Origin of the sequence: Amycolatopsis sp. MtRt-6, assembly GCF_017308975.1 — a bacterium.
Lineage (GTDB): Bacteria > Actinomycetota > Actinomycetes > Mycobacteriales > Pseudonocardiaceae > Amycolatopsis.
On record NZ_JADWPD010000044.1, the window covers coordinates 61,931 to 86,037 of the forward strand.

Consider the following 24,107-nt stretch of genomic DNA (forward strand, 5'->3'; position numbering starts at 1 on the left):
TCTCATCGATGAGGCAGTTACCCCTAGGGTGTCGGATCAACCGAGCTTGACCATCCAGTGGTCCGGGTCGGGGCGGGTGCCCTCCTGGATCCCGGTCAGCTCCTCGCGCAGCTTCATCGTCAGCGCACCCGGCTGCCCGTCGGCGATCGTGAACTCGCCACCGCCGTGCTTGACGTGCCCGACCGGCGTGATCACCGCCGCGGTGCCGCAGGCGAACGTCTCGGTCAGCTCGCCCGAAGCCGCCGCCTTCTCCCACTCGTCGGTGGAGATCCGGCGCTCCTCGACCTTGTACCCGAGCCGCGAAGCCAGCTGCAGCAGCGACTTCCGGGTGACGCCGGGCAGCAGCGACCCGGTCAGCTCGGGCGTGACCACCCGGGCGTTTTCGCCGGAGCCGAAGACGAAGAACAGGTTCATCCCGCCCATCTCCTCGACCCAGCGCCGCTCGACCGCGTCGAGCCACACGACCTGGTCACAGCCCTTCTCGACGGCCTGCGCCTGCGCCACGAACGACGCCGCGTAGTTGCCGGCGCACTTGGCCGCGCCGGTGCCGCCGGGAGCCGCCCGGACGTACTCGGTGGACAGCCAGACGCTGACCGGCTTCACGCCACCCGCGAAGTACGACCCCGCCGGCGAGGCGATCACCGTGTACACGTAGTCGGCGGCCGGGCTGTTGACGCCCAGGCCGGTCGACGTCGAGATCATGAACGGCCGCAGGTACAGCGAATCACCCGGCCGGGTGGGCACCCACCGGCCGTCGACGGCGACGAGTTCCCGCAGCGATTCGAGGAACATCTCTTCGGGCAGCTGCGGCATGGCGAGCCGCTCGGCCGACTGCCGGAACCGGGTGGCGTTGGCGTCCGGGCGGAACGACGCGATCGAGCCGTCCGGCTGGCGGTAGGCCTTGAGCCCCTCGAAGATGGCCTGGCCGTAGTGCAGCACCGACGTCGCCGGGTCGAGCGTGAACGGGGCGTACGGACCCACCTGGGCCTCGTGCCAGCCCTGGCCCTTCGACCACTTGACGGTGACCATGTGGTCGGTGAAGTACAACCCGAACCCGGGCGTTTCGAGTACCTCCGCGACACGGTCCGCGCTCGCAGGACTCGGGTGCGGGACATGGGCGAACTGTGCCGTGGTCGTCATGGTTAGACGATACCGCTTGCTCGGACGCGCGTTAGTCGGATGTCCATCTGTTCCGGGCGCCCCGCGTCCGGCTCGTGATGACTCTAGGATGCCCTTGTGACCTACCACTCCACTGAGCCGGTGCCCCGGCCCAAGACCGGCGGAGCCGACGTCAAGACGTTCGTCACCGCGGTGCTGCTGACCTTCGGTGTCGGCCTGCTCGGCATGGTCGGCTGGGCCGTGCTCAGCAGCGGCTTCGGCGGCTTCCTCGGCCTGGTCGGCGGGGTGTTCGCCATCGTGTGGTGGCGGAGCATCCACGGCAAGAAGGTGTTCCCGGCGGTCATCCCGACGAAGTCGGTGGTCGTCCTCGCGGTGGTCAACGCCGTGCTGGCGCTGATCCTTCTCCTGCTCGCGGGCTGAGCTCCGCCGGCAGCTCCGGCGCCGGCCAGCCCGGGTCCGGGCGGAAGTCGGTGTCCGTCCCGTCGAACGGGTAGGCGCCGCGTTCGGCCAGCGCGCCGATCCGCTCGCCTTCGGCCCGCAGCCGGTCGAACTGCTCGAGCGTCAGGCGGCCGACTTCCAGGGCGGCCTCGGCCTCGTCCTCGTCGTCCCAGCGCCAGCTGCCGTCGCGTTCGACGACGACGTCGAGCACGCCGTCGATCCGGTCGACCGCGCCCGCCGTGCGCCCCAGCGGGATCTCGAGGTTGACGTACCAGTTCTTGAACCGGCCTTCGAGGTCGAAGAACCACCAGACCGACGACCACTCGTCTTCGGGGATCCGCCGGAGCGTCGAGGCGCCGTGCCAGGAGTCGGGGACCGGCACCCGCGGGATGCGGAACCGCTGGTCGAGCGGGGCGTCGCGCATCAGGCGGCCGTCGGCGAGCCTGCTGCCGACGATCGGCGTGCCGGCCGGCAGCCAGGCGAGCAGGACGCGGCCGTCGTCTTCGAGGACGCGCAGCGGGTGGACCTGGCCGATCGAGCCGTCGGGGCGGTGGAACCGTTCGACCACGGTCTCCCCCGGCCGCCAGCGTCGATCACTCACGAGCCCCACTGTACCTGCGGGCGCGTACGCCCAGTAGCAGCTCGAACACGACCGCCAGCCCCGCGACCACGAGCACGGGCAGCACCGGCAGGAAGTACGCGGCCACCGCGGCGACGGCGACGCCCGCGAGCCCCGGCGGCCCGGTTCGCTCGCGGACCTCCGCACCGGCCGCGAGCGCCGGCAGCACCGTCGCGACCACGGCGACGACCGTGAGCATCGGCTGCAGCGCGTCGGCGTCGGCGGCGGACAGCAGGTCACGCAGCGACGTGAGCGACAGCCCGAGCCGGACCGCGCCGAGCTGGTAGAGCGCGGCGAAGCCGGCCAGCAGGGCGACCGCGCCGAGCAGCAGGACGCGCAGCCCGGCCTTGCCGCGTCCCGCGGGCCGCAGGAACGGCAGCGCCAGCACGGCCACGAAGAGCACGCCCGCGAAGTCCGGGGGTTGCGGGCCGCCGCCGGCCGTCGCCACCGGCGGCACGGCCACGCACACGCCGACCAGCACGAGGCCCGCGACGAGCAGCAGTCCGCAGACGGCGCGCACGACGATCGCCGGGATCTTCAGCCCGGCGAACCCCACGCCGGTCACCACGACGACGAACGCCGCGGCCGCCGCCTCGCGGTGCCCGGGGAAGACGTAGGCGCCGAACGCGATGGCGTAGCCGGTCACCTCCGCCGGCCGCGCGACCGCCACGGCGACCCGCTCCACCAGGGCGTCCCCCGGTTCCGGCACCCGCGCCGACACGCCGGCGGCCACCGCCGCGAGCACCAGCCCGGCGAGCAGCCACCAGCCCGCACCCGCCGCCCCGGCCGCCAGCACCACCAGCAGCCCGCCACCCAGCCGCACGCAGCCCTCCCGTACCTGTGTTCACCCGCGATTTCGTCGTCATTAGCATGGCTCACGATCCCGACCGGGCCGGTGCCCGGTACCACCGAGAACGCGCGAGGAGCCAGAAGTGACCGTGCCCAAGCTCGCCCTGTCCGACAACACCGGGGAGGCACTGGCCAAGACGCGCGCCGATGTTGTCGTCATCGGCACCGTGGCCGGCGAGGACGGTCCGGTGCTCGCTCCCGGCGCCGCCGCCGTGGACGCCGCGTTCGACGGCAGGCTCGCCGGCCTGCTGGCCACGCTCGGCGCGAGCGGGAAGGCCGAAGAGGTCGTCAAGGTCCCGACGCTGGGCAAGCTCCCGGCCGGCGTGGTGCTCGCCGTCGGCCTGGGCAAGGCGGCCGGCGACATCACCCCGGAGCAGGTCCGCCGCGCCGCGGGCGCCGCCGGCCGCGCGCTGGCCGGCACCGACCGCGCGCTCGTCACGCTGTCCGAGATCGACCTGCAGGCCGCCGTCGAGGGCACGGTCCTCGGCTCCTACGTCTTCACCGCCTACCGCTCGGAGAAGGGCGACGCCCCGCTGGCGAAGGCCGACTTCGCGAGCCCGGCCGGCGGCACCGCCCGCGAGCACAAGGCGACGCTGAAGGCGGCCGGCAGCATCGCCGAGGCCGTCATCGTCGCCCGCGACCTGATCAACACCCCGCCGAACGACCTCTACCCGGCTTCCTTCGCCGACCGCGCGAAGAAGCTGGCCGAGGACAACGGCCTCGAGTTCGAGGTGCTCGACGAGAAGGCCCTCAAGCGCAAGGGCTTCGGCGGCATCCTCGGCGTCGGCGGCGGTTCGTCGCGCCCGCCGCGGCTGCTGCGCCTGGCCTACAAGCCGGCCAAGGCCGCCAAGAAGGTCGCGCTGGTCGGCAAGGGCATCACGTTCGACTCGGGCGGCATCTCGCTCAAGCCCGCCGCGAACATGGACCACATGACGTCGGACATGTCCGGCGCGGCCGGCGTGCTCGCGTCGGTGGTGCTCGCGGCGAAGCTGAAGTACCCGCTCGAGGTCGTCGCGCACATCCCGCTGGCGGAGAACCTGCCGTCCGGGACGTCGTACCGGCCGGGTGACGTGCTGACGATGTACGGCGGCAAGACCGTCGAGGTCCTCAACACCGACGCCGAGGGCCGGCTGGTCCTGGTCGACGCCATGGTCCGCGCGGCCGAGGAGAACCCGGACTACCTGATCGAGACCTCGACGCTGACCGGCGCCCAGGTCGTCGCGCTCGGCAACCGCACCGCCGGCGTGATGGGCTCGGAGGACTTCCGCGACCGCGTCGCGGCGATCATGCAGGCCACCGGCGAGAACGGCTGGGCCATGCCGCTGCCGGAGGAGCTGCGCGCCGACCTCGACTCGCGCCTGGCCGACCTGGCCAACGTGACCGGCCACCGCTGGGGCGGCATGCTCGCGGCCGGGATCTTCCTGCGCGAGTTCGTCGCCGACGGCCTCGACTGGGTCCACATCGACATCGCGGGCCCGTCGTTCAACACGGGCTCGCCGTGGGGCTACACCGGCAAGGGCGGCACCGGCGTCCCGGTGCGGTCGATCGCCGCGGTCCTGGCGGACATCGCCGCCAACGGCTGACACTCAAGCGCCCCAATGTGGCCTTGGTTGCGTTGAACGCACCCAATGTGGCCTTCGGTGCGTTGAACGCACCGAAGGCCACATTGGGGCGCTTGGGGCCGGTGATCGAATTGCCGCTTTCGGTGTGATCCGGGACACCGTACGGTGACCGGGTGACGACCGAGCCGGTGGAACGCGACTCCCCCGCCGAAATCGCCGCCGAGCACGACGAGGAACGCCCGGCGCGGAAGCTGTCCGGGGTCCCCGACCGCGTCGTCTACTTCGTCGCCCTCGCCGTCGCGGTCCTCGTGCTCAAGCAGGTGTTCTTCCCGTTCGCCAAGGGCACCCAGTTCTCCCTGGTCCTGTTCCTCGGCGTGACGCTGCCGCTGGTGTTCCTCTGCTACCGCCCGCGCCTGCGCGGCCGCGACGATCCCGGCTGGACCGACTGGGCGCTCGCCGTCGCCGCCCTCGCCGTCGGCCTCTACCCCGTCCTCGTCGGCTACGACGACTTCCTGAACCGCCAGGGCACCCTGTCCCCGCTGGACATCGTGGCCGGCGCGCTGCTGCTGGTGCTCATCCTCGAAGCCACCCGCCGCACCACCGGGCCGGTGCTGCCGATCGTCTGCGTGCTCTTCCTGGCCTACGCCTACTACGGCGGCTTCCTCCCGCAGAACTGGGGCATCGCCCACGCGGGCATCGACTTCAGCCAGATCGTCAACGCGCTCTTCAACGACGCCAGCGGGTTCTACGGCACCCCGCTGGACGTCGCGGCGAGCTACATCGTGCTGTTCACCCTCTACGGCGCGGTGCTCAACGCCTCCGGCGCCGGGCAGTTCTTCGTGGACATCTCCTTCGCCGCGTTCCGCCGGTCGCGGACCGCGCCCGGCCGGACCACCGTGCTGTCGGGCTTCCTGCTCGGCACGGTGTCCGGGTCCGGCACCGCGACCGCCGTCAGCCTCGGCTCGATCACCTGGCCGATCCTCAAGAAAGCCCGCTACCCCAAGGAAAACGCCGGCGGGCTGCTCGCCGCGGCCGGCATCGGGGCCATCCTCTCGCCGCCGACGCTCGGCGCGGCGGCGTTCATCATCGCCGAGTACCTGCAGACGTCGTACCTGAAGGTGCTGATCTGGGCGACCGTCCCGACCCTGCTCTACTACCTCGGCATCGTGCTCGCCATGGAGGCGGACGCGCGGCGCTTCAAGGCCGAAGCCGTCGACGTGCCGCACGAGGATCCGTGGAAGCTGCTGCTGCGCGGCGGTTACCACTTCCTGTCGCTGGCGATCATCGTCGTGTTCCTCGCCCTGGACATCCCGCCGTTCGCCGCGGTCGTCTACGCCACCGGCGTCGCCGCGCTCTTCGCGCTGATCGCCCGCCGCCGTGACGTCAAAGGCTGGGCCAGGGACATGGTCGACGCGCTGTCGGCCGGCGTGCGGGGCGCGCTGCCGGTGATCGCGGTGTGCGCGGCGGCCGGCGTGATCACCTCGACCATCACCAAGACCGGCCTGGGCCTCGAACTCGCCGACGCACTGGTGGAGCTGGCCGGCGTCCTCACCGACAACGGCACGCTGATCCTCGTCCTGACCGTGCTGCTCTCGGCGATCGCCGTCGGCGTCCTGGGACTCGCGGTGCCGGTCACCGCGAGCTTCATCATCGCCTGGGTCGTGATCGGTCCCGCGCTGGAGACGCTCGGCGTCGCCGACGCCGAGCGCGCGATGTTCATCTTCTACTACGCCGTGCTGTCCGAGGTCACGCCGCCGACCGCGCTCGCCGCGGTGGCGTCGGCGGCAATCACCGGCGGCTCGGTGCTCGGGACCATGTGGCAGTGCTGGAAGTACACGCTCCCGGCGTTCCTGGTGCCGATCGCCTTCGTGCTGACCGACAACGGCGCCGCGCTGCTGCTGCAGTCCGACGCCCTCACCGTGGTGTGGGTGACGGCGGTGTCCGCGCTCGCCGTCGCCGCGCTGGCGGTGGTCACCGGGGGCTGGCTCTTCGGGCCGGTCGGCCTGCCGGCGCGGCTGCTGTTCGTGCCCGCCGCCCTCTGCCTGCTCTACCTGGAGCCGGTGCCGATCGCGATCGGTGCCGTGTGCGGCGTCGCCGCCTTGCTCACCCACGCCGTGATCACGAGGAGGACAGCATGAAACGCGCAGTCGCCGCCGCCGCGGTGCTCGCCCTGGCCGTCACCGGCTGCGGCGGGAAGCAGCAGACCGACCAGGCCGCGCCCGGCGGGACCCAGTCGTGCGAAGCGGCCGAGGGCCGCATCACGATCGCCACCGGCAACAGCGGCGGCGTGTACTACGTGCTGGGCGGCGGGCTCGCCCAGCTGATCAGCAGTTCCACGAAGCTGCGCGCGACGGCCTCGGAAACCGGGGCGTCGGTGCAGAACATCCAGCAGCTGGTGGCCGGCAACTACGACGTCGCGTTCTCGCTGGCCGACACCGCGGCGGACGCCGTCAACGGCAAGGGCGCCTTCGACGGCAAGCCGCAGAAGGTCCAGGCCCTGTCCCGGATCTACCCGAACTCCACGCAGGTGCTGGTGCGCGCGGACGCGGGCATCAACAGCGTCGAGGACATGAAGGGCAAGCGGATCTCGACGGGCTCGCCGAAGTCGGGTACCGAGGTGATCGCGAACCGCCTGCTCCAGGCGGCGGGCCTCAAGCCGGACACCGACGTCCAGGCGCAGCGGCTCGACCTCGCCAAGACGGCGGACGGCATGAAGGCGGGCACCCTGGACGGCCTCGTCTGGTCCGGCGGCCTGCCGACCGCGCAGATCACCGACATCACGACGGCGTTGAAGGACAAGGTGAAGTTCCTCGACATCACGCCGCTGCTGCCGAAGCTGAAGGAGGTCAACCCGGTGTACGACGCCGCCCCGATCCCGGCGGCGACCTACGGGCAGCCCGCGGACGTGCCGACGGTCGTGGTGCCCAACCTGCTGCTGGTGCGCGAGGACTTCCCGGCGGGCAACGCGTGCGCGATCACGAAGCTGATCTTCGACAAGCAGGCGGACCTGGCGAAGGTCCACCCCGCGGCGAAGGAGATTTCGAAGCAGCTGGCGACGCAGACCGACCCGGTCCCGCTGCACCCGGGCGCCAAGCAGGCGCTCGGCTAGGGTCGGTGGGGTGCAGGACTACCTCGAAGCGGCGGTCCGCGACATCCTGACGGCGCCCGAGGCGCGCGTCGACGACCAGGTGGGGTACGCGGCCTTGCTGCTCGCGGTCACCGGCGCCCTCGACGAAGCCGACCGGCTGGTCACGCAGTGGCAGGCCCGGACGGAGCGGCCGGTGGCCGCGCTGGCCGCGGACCCGGTGCGGGCACGCGCGTGGGCGATGCTGTTCGAGGCGCGCGGCGGGCGTCCGGACTGGGCGGAGGGGTTGCCGCCGCTCGACCTCGACGCGGAGGAGCGCACCCACACGGCTGGGTTGCGGCGTCCGGTCTCGGACCTCGAGGGCGTCCTCCCGCCGGGCCCGGTCGCCGAGGTGGTCAAGCGGGTCGCGCCGACCCGCCCGGACCGGGTGCGCGCGGCCCTCGCCGAGGGGGACCTGGGCTCGTGGGCTGGTTCGGCCGGGCCGCACCCGGACGTGGCCACGCTGGCGGCCACCCGCGCGCTGGCCCCGGCGCTGGTGGCGGGCGCGGACCCGCTCGGGCTGCGTGACTGGGCGCCGGCGTGCGCGGGTGCGCTGGTCGCGGCGTTGCACGAGCGGTACCCGCTCACGCTCGGCTCCTGGCCCGAGCTGATCGCGGAGATCATGCGCCTGCGTGGTCACGGCGGAGCGGGACTCCTGCGCGGCCGGACCACCCTCCCGCCCCCGGCGTCCGAAGCGGCGATCCGTTCGGCCGAGCTCCGCCTGGGCGTCGAGCTGCCCGCCGACCACCGCGGCTTCCTCCGCACCTGCGACGGCCTGCCCGCCGACGTGGTCTTCCCGCGGCTGCTCGGCACCGCGGACCTGCGCGCCGAGAACGGCGTGGTGATCCTCAGCGAGCCCGCGGTACTCCTGCTCTCGGCCGGGCACGTCGTCGAGGTCGACACGGTCCTCGGCACCACGGTCCACGCGTCCTTCCGGGCGGCGCTGCTCAACCACGCCGCCCTGCTGGCCCAGGCAGGCTAGCTTGGACACGGTGACCATCCTCACCGTGGAGAAGATCACCCCGGAGAACGTCGCCGCCGCTTGCCAGCTGGCCGTCCAGCCGCACCAGAAGAAGTTCGTCGCTCCCGTCGCCGTCTCGCTCGCCGAGGCCTACACCCAGCCGGAGATCGCCTGGCCGCGGCTGATCATGGGCGACGGCGAACCCGTCGCCTTCGTCATGGGCCGCTTCGACCCGGGCGCCGACCTCGACTTCTTCCGCTGCTCGATCTGGCGGCTCAACGTCGGCGCCTGCGTCCAAGGCCGCGGCTACGGCCGGTTCGCCGTCGAAACCGTCCTCGAGGAGGCCCGGCGGCGAGGCGAAAAGGTCGTGACGGTGCTGTGGCTGCCGGCCGACGACGGCCCGGAGAAGTTCTACCTCAAGCTGGGCTTCCGCCCCACCGGCCAGGCCCACCACGGCGAGGTGGTCGGCCGGCTCGACCTCTAGACCTGGCCGCGCTTCTTCCGCTCGGTGTACTCGCGCATCCGCTTCGGGTACCCGACCCGCGCCACCTCGTACACCGGGATCGAGCGCCGGTGGCCGAACTGCTGGGCGGCCTCCAGGCTGGCGATCCGCCGCCGCGTCCACTCTCCGTCATGGGCGATCAACACCACAGTGGTCTCCGTGACGTTGGTCTTCGGCTCCACGAACGCCTCGACACCCCGCCGCGTGGCCGCCCACTCCTCGAGGTGGCGGGTGTCCTCGGAGCTGGCTTTCCGCAGCGTACCGGCCCGCTGACCACCCTTGGCCCGCCTGCGCAGCGAGTCGAAGAGACCCACCTCGACCACCCTCCCTCACGAGACTTCCACCACTCATTATCCCGGACTCCGCGTGTGGTCGGCGTCGCACACCCGGCTAGCTCGCAGCCCCGTCCGGCGTAGTGACAAGATGGCGGGTGTCGCGCGCGCGGTTATACCGGCGCGCGGGCGACGACAGAGCATCACCCCACTGCTTGCCGAGGAGTTAATGAAGTGACCGACACCTCCGCCGACCTCGTGATCCTGGGAGGCGGATCGGGCGGCTACGCCGCGGCGTTCCGCGCGGCCGAGCTGGGCCTTTCCGTCACGCTGATCGAGAAGGACAAGCTGGGCGGGACGTGCCTCCACCGGGGCTGCATCCCGACCAAGGCCCTGCTGCACGCCGCCGAGGTCGCCGACGAGACCCGTGAAGCCGAAGCGGTCGGCGTCAAGGCCGCCTTCGAGGGCATCGACATCGCCGGGGTCAACAAGTACAAGGACGGGATCATCGCCCGCCTGTACAAGGGCCTGCAGGGCCTGGCCAAGGCGCACAAGGTCAACCTCGTCGAGGGCAGCGGAACGTTCGTCGGCGGCACGACCGTCGAGGTGGACGGCACCCGCTACACCGGCAAGAACGTCATCCTCGCCACCGGCTCGTACTCGCGCACGCTGCCCGGCCTGGAGCTCGGCGGCCGCATCATCGCCAGCGAGCAGGCCCTCGCCCTCGACTACGTCCCCAAGAAGGTCGTCGTCCTCGGCGGCGGCGTCATCGGCGTCGAGTTCGCCAGCGTCTGGGCTTCCTTCGGCGTCGACGTCACCATCGTCGAGGCGCTGCCGCGGCTGGTCCCGAACGAGGACGAGTTCGCGTCCAAGCAGCTCGAGCGCGCGTTCCGCCGCCGCAAGATCGCCTTCAAGACCGGTGTGAAGTTCACCGGCGCGAAGCAGGACGACAACGGCGTGAGCGTTTCGCTGGAGTCCGGCGAGACGATCGAGGCCGACCTGCTGCTGGTCGCCGTCGGCCGCGGCCCGAACTCGGCGGGCCACGGCTACGAGGAGGCCGGCGTCAAGATCGAGCGCGGCTTCGTCCTCACCGACGAGCGGCTGCGCACCAACCTGCCGAACGTCTTCGCCGTCGGCGACATCGTCCCCGGCCTGCAGCTCGCGCACCGCGGCTTCCAGCAGGGCATCTTCGTCGCCGAGGAGATCGCCGGGCTGAACCCGCGCGTGATCGACGAGAGCGGCATCCCGCGGGTCACCTACTCGCACCCGGAGGTCGCGTCGGTCGGGCTGACCGAGTCGCAGGCCAAGGACAAGTACGGCTCGGACGTCACGACGTTCACCTACGACCTGGGCGGCAACGGCAAGAGCCAGATCCTCAAGACCTCGGGCGGGGTCAAGCTGATCAAGGCCCCGGACGGCCCGGTCGTCGGTGTCCACATGGTCGGCGACCGCGTCGGCGAGCTGATCGGCGAAGCGCAGCTGATCTACAGCTGGGAGGCCTTCCCCGAGGACGTCGCCCCGCTGATCCACGCGCACCCCACCCAGACCGAGGCCCTCGGTGAAGCGTTCCTCGCCCTCGCGGGGAAGCCGCTGCACGTGCACAGCTGACGTCCCACCAGCAGAATCCAGACCACGCAGAACTTGGAAGAGGAGTCAGCGAACGATGGCCTACTCCGTCACATTGCCGGAGCTCGGGGAGAGCGTCACCGAAGGCACCGTCACCCGGTGGCTTAAGCAGGAGGGCGACACCGTCGAGGTCGACGAGCCGTTGCTCGAGATCTCGACCGACAAGGTCGACACCGAGGTGCCCTCCCCGGTGGCGGGCACGGTCGTGAAGATCAGCGCCCAGGAAGACGAGACCGTCGAGGTCGGCGGCGAGCTCGCCGTCATCGACGACGGCACCGGCGGCGTGCCGGAGTCGTCCGCCCCGGCGCAGGAAGAGAAGCCGGAGCCGGCACCTGCGCAGCCGGAGCCGCAGGCCCAGGCCGAAGAGAGCGCCCCGAGCAAGCCGGACACCGCGCCGGCGTCGGGTGGCGAGGGCACCGAGGTGAAGCTGCCCGAGCTGGGCGAGAGCGTCACCGAGGGCACCGTCACGCGCTGGCTGAAGGCGGTCGGCGACTCGGTCGAGGTCGACGAGCCGCTGCTCGAGATCTCGACCGACAAGGTCGACACCGAGGTGCCGTCGCCGGTGGCCGGCACGGTGCTGGAGATCCGCGCGGGCGAGGACGAGACCGTCGAGGTCGGCGGCGTCCTGGCCGTGATCGGCGACGCGAACGCGGCGCCGAAGGCCGAGCCCAAGCCGGAGCCCAAGCCCGAGCCGAAGCCGGAACCCAAGCCCGAGCCGGTTCAGGAGTCGAAGCCCGAGCCCAAGCCGGAACCGAAGCCGCAGCCGCAGGCCGCGCCCGCGGCGAAGGCGGCCGAGGCGGCCCCGGCCGCCGCGGCGAAGGACGGCTCGGCGGACGGCCCGTACGTCACGCCGCTGGTCCGCAAGCTCGCGGCCGAGCACGGCATCGACCTCGCGTCGCTGACCGGCAGCGGCGTCGGCGGCCGGATCCGCAAGCAGGACGTCCTGGCCGCGGCCGAGGAGAAGCAGAAGCAGCAGGCTCCGGCGCCCGCCGCCGCTCCGGCCGCGGCCGCCGCCCCGGCGGCGCCGGCCGCGCGTCCCGCGGCCCCGGTGTCGCCGGAGCTCGCCGCGCTGCGCGGCACCGTGCAGAAGGCCAGCCGGATCCGCCAGATCACGGCCACCAAGACCCGCGAATCGCTGCAGATCGCCGCGCAGCTCACGCAGGTCCAGGAGGTCGACGTCACGAAGATCGCCAAGCTGCGCCAGCGCGCGAAGGCGGCCTTCAAGGAGCGCGAGGGCGTCAACCTGACCTTCCTGCCGTTCTTCGCGAAGGCCACGGTCGAGGCGCTCAAGCAGCACCCGAACGTCAACGCGTCCTACAACGAGGACACGAAGGAGATCACCTACCACGGCGCCGTACACCTGGGCATCGCGGTGGACACCGAGCGCGGGCTGCTCTCGGTCGTGATCCACGACGCGGGCGAGCTGAGCCTGGCCGGGCTCGCGCACCGGATCGCCGACCTGGCGGGCCGCGCGCGGTCGGGCCAGATCAAGCCGGACGAGCTGTCGGGTGGCACCTTCTCGATCACGAACATCGGCAGCGTCGGCGCGCTGTTCGACACGCCGATCATCGTGCAGCCGCAGTCGGGCATCCTCGGCACCGGAGCGGTCGTCAAGCGCCCGGTCGTCATCGCGGACGCCGACGGCAACGACACCATCGCCGTCCGGTCGATGGCGTACCTGCCGCTGACCTACGACCACCGCCTGGTGGACGGGGCCGACGCGGGCCGCTTCCTCACGACGATCAAGCAGCGTCTGGAAGAGGGCAACTTCGAGGGCGAACTCGGCCTCTGAGTCACCCCTGACGAAGGCCGCCACGGGATGCCGTGGCGGCCTTCGCCGCATCCGGAGGAGGCGCGATGACCTGGTTCGCGGAGCACCCCGACGACGTCTCGATCGTCGCGGACGACGGCCGGCACCACCTGGCGCACCACGCCGCCGTGCCCCGCGTCCTGGCCTCGACGATCAAGGTCGTCCACCTGCTCGCCTACACGACGGCGGTGGCCGACGGCCGGCTCGACCCGGCCGAGCCGGTCCGGGTGGGCGACTGGGATGCCTGGCACCCCTTCGAAGGCGACGGCCCGCGCGGCGCGGGCGCGCACCTGCGGGCGCTGACCACGCTGGGCGTCGGCTGTGACGAGTTCGGCGTCGCCCGCGATCCCGGGCAGGTCGTCCCGCTCGACGCGATCGCCGCGGCGATGATCTCCGTGAGCGACAACGCGGCGCCGGACTACCTGCGGGCCCGGCTCGGCGACGACGCGCTGCGGGCCGCGGCGGCGAGCGGCGGCTGGCCCGGCGCGGACCTCCGCTGGTTCTGCGGCGAAACCCTGCGCTCGTACTTCCCCGGCGAACCGGACCTCACCGAGCGTTTCACCACCGATCCCGCGTTCCGGCGGGAAGTCCTCGACCGCGTCCGCGGCGAGCCGATCTCCGAAGAAGCGGAACGGGCGTGGACGCGGGGAACGGCCCGGGGCACCGCCGCCGAGCTCTTCGCCTTCCACCGCCACCTCGCCACCGCGGACAGCCCCGCCGCCGAGCTCGCGCGCCGGAAGCTGGGCGCCGACGCGCGGTACGAGGGCGCACCCGTGCTGTTCAAGGGCGGCGTCCTGCCGGGCAACCGGGCTTTCGGCCTGTCCACGGGCGGGGCGACCATCGCGATGTGTTTCACCGGCACGGGCTTCCCCGACGTTCCGCTCGCCGCGTTCGGCGTGGCGATCCTGTCCGATCTGCCCGCTTTCGCGCGGGACCTGGGCGTGCGCCGGTGACCCCGATGGGCCACGATCGAAGCATGCGAGTACTGATCGCCGGAGCGAGCGGCTTGATCGGGTCGGCGCTGGGCGAACGCCTGCGGCACGAGGGGCACGAGGTCCGCCGCCTGGTGCGGCGGGAAGCCCGCGCGGGCGGCGAATTCCGCTGGGACCCGCCGTCGGGCACCATCGCGAGCGGCGCCTTCGAGGGCGTCGACGCGGTCGTGAACCTGGGTGGCCAGCGGCTGTTCCCCGGCCGGTGGAGCGCGATGCGCAAGCAGCAGCTCACCGACAGCCGGGTCGAGCCGACCGATGTGCTCGCCGAAGCCGTGGCCGAACACGGCGTCGGCGTGCTCGTCAACGCCTCCGCCGTCGGGTACTACGGGAACACCGGTTCGTCCACTGTGGACGAGTCCGCGCCGCGCGGCGGGGGCTTCCTCGCCGAGCTGTGCGAAGCGTGGGAAGCGGCGACGGCGGGCGCCGGCGACGCGCGGGTCGTGAAGATCCGGACGGGGCTGGTCCTGTCGGCGAAGGGCGGGCTGTACGGCACGCTGCGTCCGCTGTTCGCCCTGTGCCTGGGCGGGCGGCTCGGCGACGGCCGCCAGTACATGCCGTGGATCGCGCTGGCGGACGAAGTGGGCGCGATCGTCCACGTCCTGACGCACGAGGACGTTTCCGGGCCGGTGAACCTGACCGGCCCGGCGCCGGTGACGAACGCCGAGTTCACCCGCGCGGTCGGCCGCGTGCTGCGCCGGCCCGCGCCGTGGCGGGTGCCCGGGATCGCGCTCAAGGCCGTGCTCGGCCAGGCCGGCGAGGAGATGGCGCTGTTCGGGCAGCGGGCCGTCCCGGCCGTGCTGGAGCGGTCCGGCTACGAGTTCCGCCACCGGACCCTGGACAGCGCGCTCGCGGCGGCATGACTGTCCCGCTGAAGCGCTGGATCGTCGTCGGCATCGCGCTGGCGGCGGCGTTCGTCGCGCTCGGGCTCGGCGTCGCCCGGCAGCCGATGACCCTCGACGCCCAGGTCGCGACCGCCCTGCACGGCGTCTACACGCAGCCGCTCGGGCAGGTGGCGGAGATCGGCAGCGACATCCTCGGCCCGGTGCTGCCCTGGATACTGGCCGTGGCGCTGCTGGCGCTGGCGCTGCGCAGGCCGGCTCATCGAGGGTTGTGCGTGCGCCTCGCCGTCGTGCTGCTGCTGTGCCGGCTGACCAGCCTGACGGCCAAGCCGGTCTTCCTGCGCGAACGCCCTCGCGACTACCCGGACCTGAGCTACCCGAGCGGGCACGTCGTGTCGGTGGCGAGTACGGGGTTCGTGCTCCTGCTGCTGTGCGCGTGGCTGTGGCCGAGGCTGGTGAAGCGGGTCGCGGTGGCCGTGGCGGTGGCGGTGGTGCTGTCGGCGGCCTGCCGCGTCGTGCTCGGCGTGCACTGGGTGACGGACACGATCGGCGCAGTGCTGGCGGTGACCGGTGTCGGGCTGCTCTCAGCGTGCGCCTTGCGGCTGCTTCCGCCGGGTGACGGGCGTAGCCTCGACGGGTGAGTTCTTCCCGCACCTGCCGCGCCAGCACCGAGCCCGTCGACGTCCGCGAGATCGGCACGATCGACTACACCGAAGCCTGGGAGCTCCAGCGCGGTTTCCTGACGGCCCGGGCGGACGGCACCGCCCCGGACACGATGCTCCTGCTGCAGCACCCGTCGGTGTACACGGCGGGCAAGCGCACCGAGCCGGCCGACCGGCCCACGGACGGCACCCCGGTGATCGACGTCGACCGCGGCGGCAAGATCACCTGGCACGGCCCGGGCCAGCTGGTGGGCTACCCGATCGTGAAGCTCGCGGACCCGATAGACGTGGTCCACTACGTGCGGCGCCTGGAGGAGGCGCTGATCCACGTGTGCGACCAGCTCGGCGTGACGAGCGGCCGGGTGGAGGGCCGCAGCGGCGTCTGGATCCCGGCGGACGAGCGCGGCATCGAGCGCAAGATCGCGGCAATCGGCATCCGCGTCCAGCGCGGCGTGACCATGCACGGCTTCGAGCTGAACTGCAACGCGGACCTGTCGGCGTTCGACAACATCGTCCCCTGCGGCATCCGCGACGCGGGCGTGACGTCGCTGTCGTACGAGCTGCGGCGAGAGGTGACGGTGGAGGCGGTGTTGCCGCTGGCGCGGGACGCGGTCCTGGCGGCGCTGGAGGGCGAGCTCCCGGTGAGCGAGGACCGCTGGCTGCCCCGCCCCGAAACCCCGACGGCTCCCGGCGTCACGTTCGCGCTCCAGAACTGAGCAAGCGCCCCAATGTGGCCTTGGTTGCTCCATCCATGCCCCCGCCGCCACCCTCAACGGAGGCGCTTCGCGCCGCAGTGCTGACCAACGCACCCAAGGTGGCCTTCGGTGCGTTGAACGCACCGAAGGCCACATTGGGGCGCTAGTCCAGCTGCGGCGCGACCTCGGCGGCCACCAGCTCGAGCTGGTCCAGATCCGAAAGGTCCAGCAGCTGCAGGTAGACCCGCGTGATCCCGGTCTTCTCCCGCCACTGCCCGATCCGGTCGACGACCTCCGCCGGCGACCCGGCGAGACCGTTGGCCTTCAGCTCTTCGACGTCCCGCCCGAGCACCGAAGCCCGCTGGGCGACCTCCGCGTCGGACCGGCCGACCCCGATGACCAGCGCCACCGAGCGCAGGATCTCCTTCGCGTCGCGCCCGATCTCCGCCGCCGCGGCCTCGACGCGGGCGAACTGCGCCGCCGCCGTCTCGGTGTCGGTGAACGGCAGGTTGAACTCGTCCGCGAACCGCGCCGCCAGCGCCGGGGTGCGCTTCTTGCCGCCGCCGCCGATGATCACCGGCGGGGCCGGCGACTGCGCCGGCTTCGGCAACGCCGGCGACTCCGTCAGCTTGTAGTACTGCCCGTCGAACGAATACGTCGAACCCGAAGGCGTCTTCCACAGCCCGGTGACGATCTCGAGCTGCTCGGCGTAGCGGTCGAAGCGCTCCTTCAGCGGCGGCAGCGTCAGGCCGTAGGCCTCGTGCTCGGCGTCGTACCAGCCGGCCCCGAGGCCGAACTCCACGCGGCCGCCGGACATCTGGTCGACCTGCGCCACCGAGATGGCCAGCGGCCCGGGGTGCCGGAACGTCGCCGCGGTGACGAGCGTGCCCAGCCGGATCCGGCTGGTTTCGCGGGCCAGGCCGGCGAGGGTGATCCACGCGTCGGTCGGGCCGGGCAGGCCGTCGGCCGAGCCCATCTTCAGGTAGTGGTCGCTGCGGAAGAACGCGTCGTACCCGGCGGCTTCGGTCGCCTTGGCGACGCGCAGCAGGTCGTCGTAGCTGGCCCCCTGCTGGGGCTCGGTGAAGATCCTCAAGTCCACGAAGGTCAGCCTATAGAGACGTCGGGCTCGGTGCGCCGCAGCCGTACCAGCATGCGGACGATGACGTCCTCGATCTCCGCGCCGACCTTCTTCGGATCGGGCGAACCGGCGATTTCGGTCGCCGCGCTCGACAGTGCGCCGAACAGCAGCCGCGCGGTGATCTCGACCGGCACCGGCTCGACCTCGCCCGCGTCGATCAGCGCCTGCAGACCCGACCGCACCAGCCCGAAACTGCACCGCTCCTCGGCTTCGCGCCAGCGTTCCCAGCCCATCACGACCGGCGCCTCGTGGATGGCGATCCGCTGGTAGGCGGGGTCGAGGCAGGCGCGGAAGAACGCGTTGAGCGCGGCCAGCGCCCGTTCCCACGGCGTGCCGTCGCCGGTCATGATCTTGTCGAGCCGGTCGTAGACGTGGCTCTCCACCTGCTCGAACGCGGCTTCGAACAGCGCCTGCTTGCCGCTGAAGTGGTGGTACAGCGCGCCCTTGGTCACCCGGGCGCGTTTGGCGATCTCGTCGAGCGAAGTTCCCGCGTACCCCCGCTTGGTGAACAGTTCCACCGCGCTGTCGACCAGCGCGGACCGGGTCGACTCGGAGTAGTCGAGTCGTCTGGACCTCATTGTCGCCACCTTCACAACTTTACGCCCGGAGCAGCTCTCCATACTCATGGTATGTTCGGCGCGTCAGGTCCGTACCGGGAGTATGCCGCAGACCCGCGGTATGACCCGGGCCACGGAAGGGGAGCCACACGATGAGCTGGACAGACTTCTACCGACGTCAGGAAATCCTCGAAGCGACCGTCCGCCTGGCCGCCCGGAACCCGGGCGAGCCGCTGCCGCTCGAGGAGGTGCCCGGTGCCGAAGAGCACTTCGGCACCGAGGAAAACGTCCTGACCGCCCTGCAGTACCAGTGGACGCGGACGCTGAGCGGCCGCCTGCGCTCCGAGGTCGCCGACCCGGACGACGCCGACGGCCTCGGCGACCACGTCGACGCCGTCACCCGCGCCTGGCGCGCCGCCGTCGCCCAGCACGCCGACCTGCGCGCGGTCCTCGACGGCGCTTACGAGCGGCACGCGTCGCTGCGCCGGATGCACGAAGGCGAGCTGCGGATGCTCGCCGTCACCGCCGGCCTGGCCGACCCCCGCGAACCGGCCGAAGAGATCGTCAAGGTGGGGCGCGCGTTCGAAGCGCTCCTGCGCGCGAACCGTGAGGAAACCGTGCGTCGCCGTCCGGTGATCGGACACCTGCGCCGGTTGCTCGCGCCGAGTGCGTAAACAGAGTTAAGTAAGCGCATGACACAGCGCTGGACCGAAGCCGACATTCCCGGCCAGAGCGGCCGGACCGTCCTGGTCACCGGAGCGAACTCCGGGCTCGGTCTGCGCACGTCACTGGTGCTCGCGGGCAAGGGGGCCCGCGTGCTCCTCGCCTGCCGCTCCGCCGAACGCGGCGCGAAGGCACTCGAGATCGTGAAAGCGGCCGCCGCGGGCGTCGAACCCGAGCTCGTCCCGTTGGACCTGAGCGAGCTCGCCTCGGTGCGCGCGGCCGCCGCGTCGGTGCGGGAACGCACGGGCGACGCACTGGACGTGCTGGTCAACAACGCCGGCGTGATGGCCACCGCCCGCGGCCGCACGGCCGACGGGTTCGAGCTGCAGTTCGGCACCAACCACCTCGGGCACGCGGCGCTGACGTGGCTGCTGCTGCCCGCCCTGCGCGGCGGGCGGCACGCCCGCGTCGTCGCGCTGTCGAGCATGGCCGCCACCGGCGCGCGGATCGACCTCGAAGACCCCAACGCCGAGCACCGCCGCTACAACCCGGCGACCGCGTACGGGCAGTCGAAGCTCGCCAACCAGGTGTTCGCCCTCGAGCTGGACCGGCGGCTGCGCGCGGCCGGCGACGACGTCCTGAGCGTCGCCGCCCACCCCGGGTACACCGCGACCGGCCTCGGCAGCGGCATGGCGCGCTCGTACACCAACGCGGTCGTCCGCTCGGTCATCGCCGGCGGCCACCGGATCGGCGAGGCCCTGTTCGCGCAGAACGTCCGCCAGGGCGCGCTGCCCCAGCTGTACGCGGCTACGGCGGACGGCGTCGCGGGCGGCGACTACATCGTCCCGGGTGGCCTCGGCGGCATGCGCGGCAATCCGGTCAAGGGCCGTCCCCTGTCCGCCGCGCGCAGCGAGTCGCTGGGGGCCGCGTTGTGGGACGTCACCGCGAAGCTGACCGGCGTCACCCCGGATCCCGCTTAGCCCGGACGGGCGTACGGTTGAGGTGTGAGTGCTGCGCCTGAAGGCCGGAAGCTGCTGCGTCTCGAGGTTCGCAACAGTGAGACGCCGATCGAGAAGAAGCCGTCGTGGATCAAGACGCGGGTGCGGATGGGGCCGGAGTTCACCGAACTCAAGGGTCTCGTGCGTCGCGAAGGTCTGCACACGGTTTGCGAGGAAGCTGGCTGTCCCAACATTTACGAGTGCTGGGAGGACCGTGAGGCCACGTTCCTGATCGGTGGCGATCAGTGCACCCGGCGGTGTGATTTCTGTCAGATTGACACGGGTAAGCCGGCGGCCCTCGATCGGACTGAGCCGCGGAAGGTCGCGGAGTCGGTGCAGGCGATGGGGCTGCGGTATTCGACGGTGACGGGCGTGGCGCGGGACGACCTTCCCGACGGCGGCGCGTGGTTGTACGCGGAAACCGTGCGGCAGATCCACGCGTTGAACCCCGGTACGGGTGTCGAATTGCTGATTCCGGACTTCAACGCGGACCCGGATCAGCTGGCGGAGGTTTTCGGGTCGCGGCCGGAGGTTCTTGCGCACAACGTGGAAACAGTTCCGCGGATTTTCAAGCGCATTCGCCCCGGTTTCCGGTACGCGCGCTCGTTGGAGGTCATCACGGCGGCCCGTGAGGCCGGTTTGGTGACCAAGTCCAATTTGATCCTCGGAATGGGTGAAACCCCGGACGAGGTGGCTCCGGCGATGCGGGACCTGGTGGATGCCGGGTGCGAGATCCTGACGATCACGCAGTACCTGCGTCCGTCGCCGCGGCACCACCCGGTGGACCGGTGGGTCAAGCCCGAGGAGTTCGTGGAGCACTCGAAGGCGGCCGAGGCGATGGGCTTCGCCGGCGTCATGGCCGGGCCGCTGGTGCGCTCGTCGTACCGCGCCGGGCGCCTCTACGCCCAGACCAAGGCCCACCGCGGCGAGGTCCTGCCCGAGAACCTGCGGCACCTGGCAGCCGAAGGGCCTGCGGCCCAGGAAGCGACGTCGCTCCTGGCAAGGTGATATATGTCACCCCATGATCGTTAAAGGATCAGTAAAGTGGGTGGTATGGCCCTGGTTTCGGACCTTCTCAACTGGCTGCAAGGACTCCCGGAACCGGGGCTCGTAGCCGCGGCCGGCGGCCTGGTGTTCGCCGAGTGCACGATCGGACTGGGCTTCATAGCCCCCGGCGAATCCGGGCTGCTCGTGGCCGCGACGACGGCGACCACCGTCCCGCGGTTCCTCGTCCTGTGGCTGGTCGTCACCGTCTGCGCGACGGCGGGCGACACACTCGGCTACTTCATCGGCCGCCGCTTCGGGCCGCGGCTGCGTGAAACGAAGCTGATCCGCAAGTACGGCCTGGACGCCTGGGACAAGGCCACCGGCGTCCTCGAACGCCGCGGCGCCTGGGCGGTGTTCTTCGCCCGCTTCCTGCCGGTGATCCGGACCCTGACGCCGGCCGCGGCCGGGACGTCCGGACTGGCCTTCCGCAAGTTCCTGCCCGCCGCCGCGGCGGGCGCGTTCTGCTGGTCGCTGGTCCACATCAGCATCGGCGCGGCGCTGGGCGAAGCGGCCAAGCGCATCGAAGGCGCCCTGAACACGGGTGGCCTGATCGTGGTCGGCGTGCTCGCCGCGGTGGCCGTGTTCTTCCTGCTGCGGCTGAAGAAGCGCAAGGCCCTCGCGGTCGCCTCCAAGCCGGAACCGGAGCCGGAGCCCGAACACGTGCCCTGATCACCGGGGTTTACTACATTCGGCGGTATGAGTCTCGCGGATCTTCCCCGGCCGACCGGCTTCGTCCTCGGCGGTGGCGGCAGCCTCGGCGCCATGCAGGTCGGCATGCTGCGCGCCTTGACCGAGGCCGGGCTCACGCCGGACGTCGTGACCGGCACGTCGGTCGGCTCGCTCAACGCGGCCGTCCTGGCCCGTTCCGGCGATGACGCGCTCGCCCGGCTGCATGACATCTGGGCGCACATGACGCGCGCCGAGGCGTTCCCGGGCGGCGTGCTGAGCCGCGTCCGGACGCTGACGCAGAGCAAGACGCACCTGTTCCCCAACAGCGGCCTGGCCGGGATCATCGCCGACCACCTCGGCGCGTCGACGCGGTTCGAGGACCTGGCGCTGCCGCTCGGCGTCGTCACGACGCAGGTCGACACGGCCGAGCCGCTGCTGATCCGGTCCGGGCGCCTGCTGGAGCCGCTGCTGGCGAGCTGCGCGATCCCCGGCATCTTCCCGCCGGTGGAGCACGACGGGCAGCTGCTGTACGACGGCGGCCTCGTCGCGAACGTGCCGATGCGGCAAGCACTGGCCATGGGCGCGAAGTCGCTGGTGGTGCTCGACTGCGCGTTCCCCGGGAAGCTGCCGGGCGCGCCGCGGACGTTCGCCGAGGTGATGATGTTCACCGCGATGATCAGCATGCGGAACCAGGCCGTACTGGAAGCACCGGTGGCGGCGGCTTCGGTGCCGGTGGTCTACCTGCCGGGGCCCGCGCCGGTGCGTGTGAACCCTTTGGATTTCGGGCACACGGAGGCACTGGCGGAAGCGGCGTACACGGCGGCGCGCGAGTACCTCGGCGAGCTTTCGGTGAGCGGACCCGGGCTTTACGGCGCGCCGGGACTCGTTATCACGTGATCCACGTCACGCCGATGCACCGATCCGCCGGCAAGAACGTCATCGCTATCGCGTAGTTTTGATGACGAATGCCCGCCGATCCCAATTCCCAAAAAGAGACAATATGCTCCCCAAGAAGATTTTACTTTCGGTGGCCGGAATCCTTGCCGGGGCACTGCTGCTTTCCGCCTGTTCGTCCGGTGACGACGGCGGTTCGCCCGCCGGCGGAGCGCTGACGCCGGGGGCCGCCTCGCCGTCCGACAGCCCGGTCGCGGTGACGTTCGACCCCGCGGGCGGCTCGGCGGTGAACCCGGCGACGCCGATCGTCGTCAAAGCGGCCAACGGGAAACTCCTCGACGTCACGGTGACCAACCCGGCCAAGGGGAAGACGGTCGCCGGCACGCTGGCGGCCGACGGGTCGAGCTGGACGTCCACCGAGCCGCTCGGCTACGGGGCGACGTACAAGATCGTCGCGCACGCCCAGGGGTCCAACGGGAAGCCGGTCGAGCAGGACAACCAGATCACGACGCTGTCGCCGAAGAAGCAGGCGAACGCCAACCTGATCCCGGCACCGTCCGCGGTGGCGAGCACGGGTGTCGGCGTCGGCCAGCCGATCGTGTTCAGCTTCGGCAAGATCGCGGTGAAGAACAAGGCGGCGGTCGAGAAGGCGCTGACGGTCGAGTCGACCCCGAAGCAGGAGGGCGGCTGGTACTGGATCGACGACTCGAACGTCCACTACCGGCCGAAGGAGTACTGGCAGGCCGGCACAACGCTGAAGGTGACGGCAAAGATCTACGGCGTCGATTTCGGCGGCGGGGTGTTCGGCGCGGAAGATCGCACGGAAACGTACAAGGTGCACGATTCCTGGATCGCCAAGGCGGACGGGAACACCGAGCAGATGCAGATCTTCCACAACGGCGCAATGGTCAAGTCGATGCCGATTTCGATGGGCAAGGACGCCACCCCGACCCACCTGGGCGCGCACGTGATTTCGGACAAGCAGGCGAACTACACGATGGATTCCTGCACGTACGGCGTCTGCCCGCCGGACCCGAAGGCGTACCGCTCGAACGAGAAGTGGTCGGAACGGATTTCGAATGACGGCGAGTTCGTCCACGAGAACCCGAACAGCGTCAGCCAGCAGGGCAGTTCGAACGTGTCGCACGGGTGCATCAACCTGAACGACGCGAACGCCCAGTGGTTCTTCCAGAACATGGGCCTGGGCGACGTCGTGGAGGTCACGAACTCGGGCGGCCCGCAGCTGCCGGTGTGGGACCTGTACGGGGACTGGTCCAAGTCGTGGTCCGACTGGCAGGCCGGCTCGGCCATCAAGTAAGCCGCCCGGTCACCTTTCTCTCACCGGCCATCCGGGGGTCAGGAGCTCCGCTCCTGACCCCCTTTTCTCTACCCACCGCTCTCCCCCCACTCACCCGGGTGCGTTCGGGGGCCTCACGCGTGCCCCAGCAGGCATCTCGCGTGACGGAAGAGGCATCACGCGTGATTGGGAAGGCATCACGCCACCGGCCAGGCTCCGCCCGTCCCAGCCCGGCCCGGGCCGCAGGCGCAACTCACGTGATCCGCGCCGGGACCCACGTGATGGAGGCCGTATCTCGCGTGATTGAGGGCGGATCTCGCGTGATGGGGGCCGGATCTCATCCGATGCCTCGCCCCCGGCCCGTGTCGTCCCGCCAATCACACGTGATGCCCCCTCAATCACGCGAGATACCCCGCCAATCACGCGAGATGCCCGCCCGATCACGCGAGTTGCGGGTTTGAGCACGCAAGGTTCGGTTGGCTCCGGCCGGCGGCGAGCGCCCGGAGGCATCACGCGTGATTCGCGAGGCATCATGCGTGACTGGAAGGGCATCACGTGTGATCCGGGGGTCGGCATGGCTGGGGGTGGGTATGAGAAAGGCCCCGGGAGACGTTTCCGTCTCGACCGGGGCCTTCCACTTCATGTTGAGTTCGGCGGTGTCCTACTCTCCCACAACCCTTCGGTTGCAGTACCATCGGCGCTGTCAGGCTTAGCTTCCGGGTTCGGAATGGGACCGGGCGTTTCCCTGACGCTATAACCACCGAAACACTCCGA

Annotated in this window: 24 protein-coding genes and 1 rRNA gene; 18 read left to right on the forward strand and 7 right to left on the reverse strand. The window is 71.2% G+C overall.

Annotation, left to right across the window (positions count from 1 at the left end):
• Window positions 1-36: 36 nt before the first annotated feature.
• Entirely contained in the window at window positions 37-1,140 is a 1,104-nt protein-coding gene (locus tag I4Q55_RS44880) for a branched-chain amino acid aminotransferase (protein WP_206796934.1), read from the reverse strand.
• Window positions 1,141-1,236: 96 nt separating this feature from the next.
• Here I4Q55_RS44880 and I4Q55_RS44885 point away from each other — a divergent pair, with 96 nt between their 5' ends.
• Window positions 1,237-1,539, forward strand: coding sequence for a hypothetical protein (locus tag I4Q55_RS44885; RefSeq protein ID WP_206796936.1), 303 nt, complete (start codon window positions 1,237-1,239; stop codon window positions 1,537-1,539).
• Here I4Q55_RS44885 and I4Q55_RS44890 read toward each other — a convergent pair.
• The gene (locus I4Q55_RS44890; RefSeq protein ID WP_206796938.1) at window positions 1,496-2,158 is read right to left on the reverse strand and encodes a DUF402 domain-containing protein; all 663 of its coding nucleotides are present in this window, start codon (window positions 2,156-2,158) and stop codon (window positions 1,496-1,498) included. The genes I4Q55_RS44885 and I4Q55_RS44890 overlap by 44 nt on opposite strands.
• Window positions 2,151-2,999: a hypothetical protein gene (locus I4Q55_RS44895; RefSeq protein WP_206796940.1), complete on the reverse strand. Its 849-nt coding sequence runs from the start codon at window positions 2,997-2,999 to the stop codon at window positions 2,151-2,153. Before I4Q55_RS44895 ends, I4Q55_RS44890 begins: the two co-directional genes overlap by 8 nt.
• Window positions 3,000-3,108: 109 nt before the next feature.
• On the opposite strand from I4Q55_RS44895, the gene I4Q55_RS44900 reads away from it, so the two are divergent.
• From I4Q55_RS44900 to I4Q55_RS44920, 5 genes are all read left to right on the forward strand, one after another.
• On the forward strand, window positions 3,109-4,608 hold the full coding sequence (locus I4Q55_RS44900) for a leucyl aminopeptidase (RefSeq protein ID WP_206796942.1): 1,500 nt from the start codon (window positions 3,109-3,111) through the stop codon (window positions 4,606-4,608).
• Window positions 4,609-4,760: 152 nt separating this feature from the next.
• Window positions 4,761-6,725 carry a TRAP transporter fused permease subunit gene (locus I4Q55_RS44905; RefSeq protein ID WP_206796944.1) on the forward strand — a complete coding sequence of 655 codons (1,965 nt, stop codon included), beginning with the start codon at window positions 4,761-4,763 and terminating at the stop codon, window positions 6,723-6,725.
• A complete protein-coding gene (locus tag I4Q55_RS44910; protein WP_206796945.1) occupies window positions 6,722-7,696 on the forward strand; it encodes a TAXI family TRAP transporter solute-binding subunit in 975 nt (324 codons plus the stop codon). The genes I4Q55_RS44905 and I4Q55_RS44910 overlap by 4 nt, the downstream gene beginning before the upstream one ends.
• 10 nt (window positions 7,697-7,706) lie before the next feature.
• On the forward strand, window positions 7,707-8,693 hold the full coding sequence (locus I4Q55_RS44915) for an SMI1/KNR4 family protein (RefSeq protein WP_206796946.1): 987 nt from the start codon (window positions 7,707-7,709) through the stop codon (window positions 8,691-8,693).
• A 10-nt stretch (window positions 8,694-8,703) separates the two neighbouring features.
• Entirely contained in the window at window positions 8,704-9,156 is a 453-nt protein-coding gene (locus I4Q55_RS44920) for a GNAT family N-acetyltransferase (RefSeq protein WP_206796947.1), read from the forward strand.
• Here the strand turns inward: I4Q55_RS44920 and I4Q55_RS44925 are convergent.
• On the reverse strand, window positions 9,153-9,497 hold the full coding sequence (locus I4Q55_RS44925; RefSeq protein ID WP_206796948.1) for an oxidoreductase: 345 nt from the start codon (window positions 9,495-9,497) through the stop codon (window positions 9,153-9,155). The two genes, I4Q55_RS44920 and I4Q55_RS44925, sit on opposite strands and share 4 nt — an antisense overlap.
• 183 nt (window positions 9,498-9,680) lie before the next feature.
• On the opposite strand from I4Q55_RS44925, the gene lpdA reads away from it, so the two are divergent.
• The 6 genes from lpdA (at window position 9,681) to lipB (ending at window position 16,091) form a co-directional block, all read left to right on the forward strand.
• Window positions 9,681-11,054 (forward strand): dihydrolipoyl dehydrogenase, encoded by a 1,374-nt coding sequence (lpdA, locus tag I4Q55_RS44930; protein WP_091307158.1) that lies wholly within the window; start codon window positions 9,681-9,683, stop codon window positions 11,052-11,054.
• Between the two features lie 55 nt (window positions 11,055-11,109).
• Complete coding sequence (gene sucB / locus I4Q55_RS44935) at window positions 11,110-12,864, forward strand: 2-oxoglutarate dehydrogenase, E2 component, dihydrolipoamide succinyltransferase (RefSeq protein ID WP_206796949.1); 1,755 nt, start codon at window positions 11,110-11,112, stop codon at window positions 12,862-12,864.
• Window positions 12,865-12,929: 65 nt separating this feature from the next.
• On the forward strand, window positions 12,930-13,835 hold the full coding sequence (locus I4Q55_RS44940; protein ID WP_206796950.1) for a serine hydrolase: 906 nt from the start codon (window positions 12,930-12,932) through the stop codon (window positions 13,833-13,835).
• Between the two features lie 23 nt (window positions 13,836-13,858).
• Entirely contained in the window at window positions 13,859-14,734 is an 876-nt protein-coding gene (locus tag I4Q55_RS44945) for a TIGR01777 family oxidoreductase (RefSeq protein ID WP_206796951.1), read from the forward strand.
• Complete coding sequence (locus I4Q55_RS44950; RefSeq protein ID WP_206796952.1) at window positions 14,731-15,354, forward strand: phosphatase PAP2 family protein; 624 nt, start codon at window positions 14,731-14,733, stop codon at window positions 15,352-15,354. The genes I4Q55_RS44945 and I4Q55_RS44950 overlap by 4 nt, the downstream gene beginning before the upstream one ends.
• A complete protein-coding gene (gene lipB, locus I4Q55_RS44955) occupies window positions 15,351-16,091 on the forward strand; it encodes a lipoyl(octanoyl) transferase LipB (protein ID WP_206796953.1) in 741 nt (246 codons plus the stop codon). The genes I4Q55_RS44950 and lipB overlap by 4 nt, the downstream gene beginning before the upstream one ends.
• 142 nt (window positions 16,092-16,233) lie before the next feature.
• Here lipB and I4Q55_RS44960 read toward each other — a convergent pair whose 3' ends face one another.
• Together I4Q55_RS44960 and I4Q55_RS44965 are read right to left on the reverse strand one after the other, a co-directional pair.
• Window positions 16,234-17,169 carry an LLM class F420-dependent oxidoreductase gene (locus tag I4Q55_RS44960; protein ID WP_206796956.1) on the reverse strand — a complete coding sequence of 312 codons (936 nt, stop codon included), beginning with the start codon at window positions 17,167-17,169 and terminating at the stop codon, window positions 16,234-16,236.
• A 5-nt stretch (window positions 17,170-17,174) separates the two neighbouring features.
• Entirely contained in the window at window positions 17,175-17,786 is a 612-nt protein-coding gene (locus tag I4Q55_RS44965) for a TetR/AcrR family transcriptional regulator (protein ID WP_206796957.1), read from the reverse strand.
• Between the two features lie 131 nt (window positions 17,787-17,917).
• Between I4Q55_RS44965 and I4Q55_RS44970 the strand changes: the two genes are divergently transcribed.
• The 6 genes from I4Q55_RS44970 to I4Q55_RS44995 all read left to right on the forward strand — a co-directional run bounded on the left by I4Q55_RS44970 (window position 17,918) and on the right by I4Q55_RS44995 (window position 23,354).
• Complete coding sequence (locus I4Q55_RS44970) at window positions 17,918-18,439, forward strand: hypothetical protein (protein WP_206796961.1); 522 nt, start codon at window positions 17,918-17,920, stop codon at window positions 18,437-18,439.
• An 18-nt stretch (window positions 18,440-18,457) separates the two neighbouring features.
• The gene (locus I4Q55_RS44975; protein ID WP_206796963.1) at window positions 18,458-19,408 is read left to right on the forward strand and encodes an oxidoreductase; all 951 of its coding nucleotides are present in this window, start codon (window positions 18,458-18,460) and stop codon (window positions 19,406-19,408) included.
• A 24-nt stretch (window positions 19,409-19,432) separates the two neighbouring features.
• Entirely contained in the window at window positions 19,433-20,434 is a 1,002-nt protein-coding gene (gene lipA, locus I4Q55_RS44980; protein ID WP_206796965.1) for a lipoyl synthase, read from the forward strand.
• Window positions 20,435-20,479: 45 nt separating this feature from the next.
• Complete coding sequence (locus I4Q55_RS44985) at window positions 20,480-21,142, forward strand: DedA family protein (protein ID WP_206796967.1); 663 nt, start codon at window positions 20,480-20,482, stop codon at window positions 21,140-21,142.
• 27 nt (window positions 21,143-21,169) lie between these two features.
• Window positions 21,170-22,039, forward strand: a complete 870-nt coding sequence (locus tag I4Q55_RS44990; RefSeq protein ID WP_206796969.1) for a patatin-like phospholipase family protein — start codon at window positions 21,170-21,172, stop codon at window positions 22,037-22,039.
• Window positions 22,040-22,142: 103 nt separating this feature from the next.
• Entirely contained in the window at window positions 22,143-23,354 is a 1,212-nt protein-coding gene (locus I4Q55_RS44995; RefSeq protein ID WP_206796972.1) for an Ig-like domain-containing protein, read from the forward strand.
• Between the two features lie 627 nt (window positions 23,355-23,981).
• On the opposite strand, the gene rrf is transcribed toward I4Q55_RS44995, so the two are convergent.
• Window positions 23,982-24,098 (reverse strand): 5S ribosomal RNA (gene rrf / locus I4Q55_RS45000).
• Window positions 24,099-24,107: the final 9 nt, after the last annotated feature.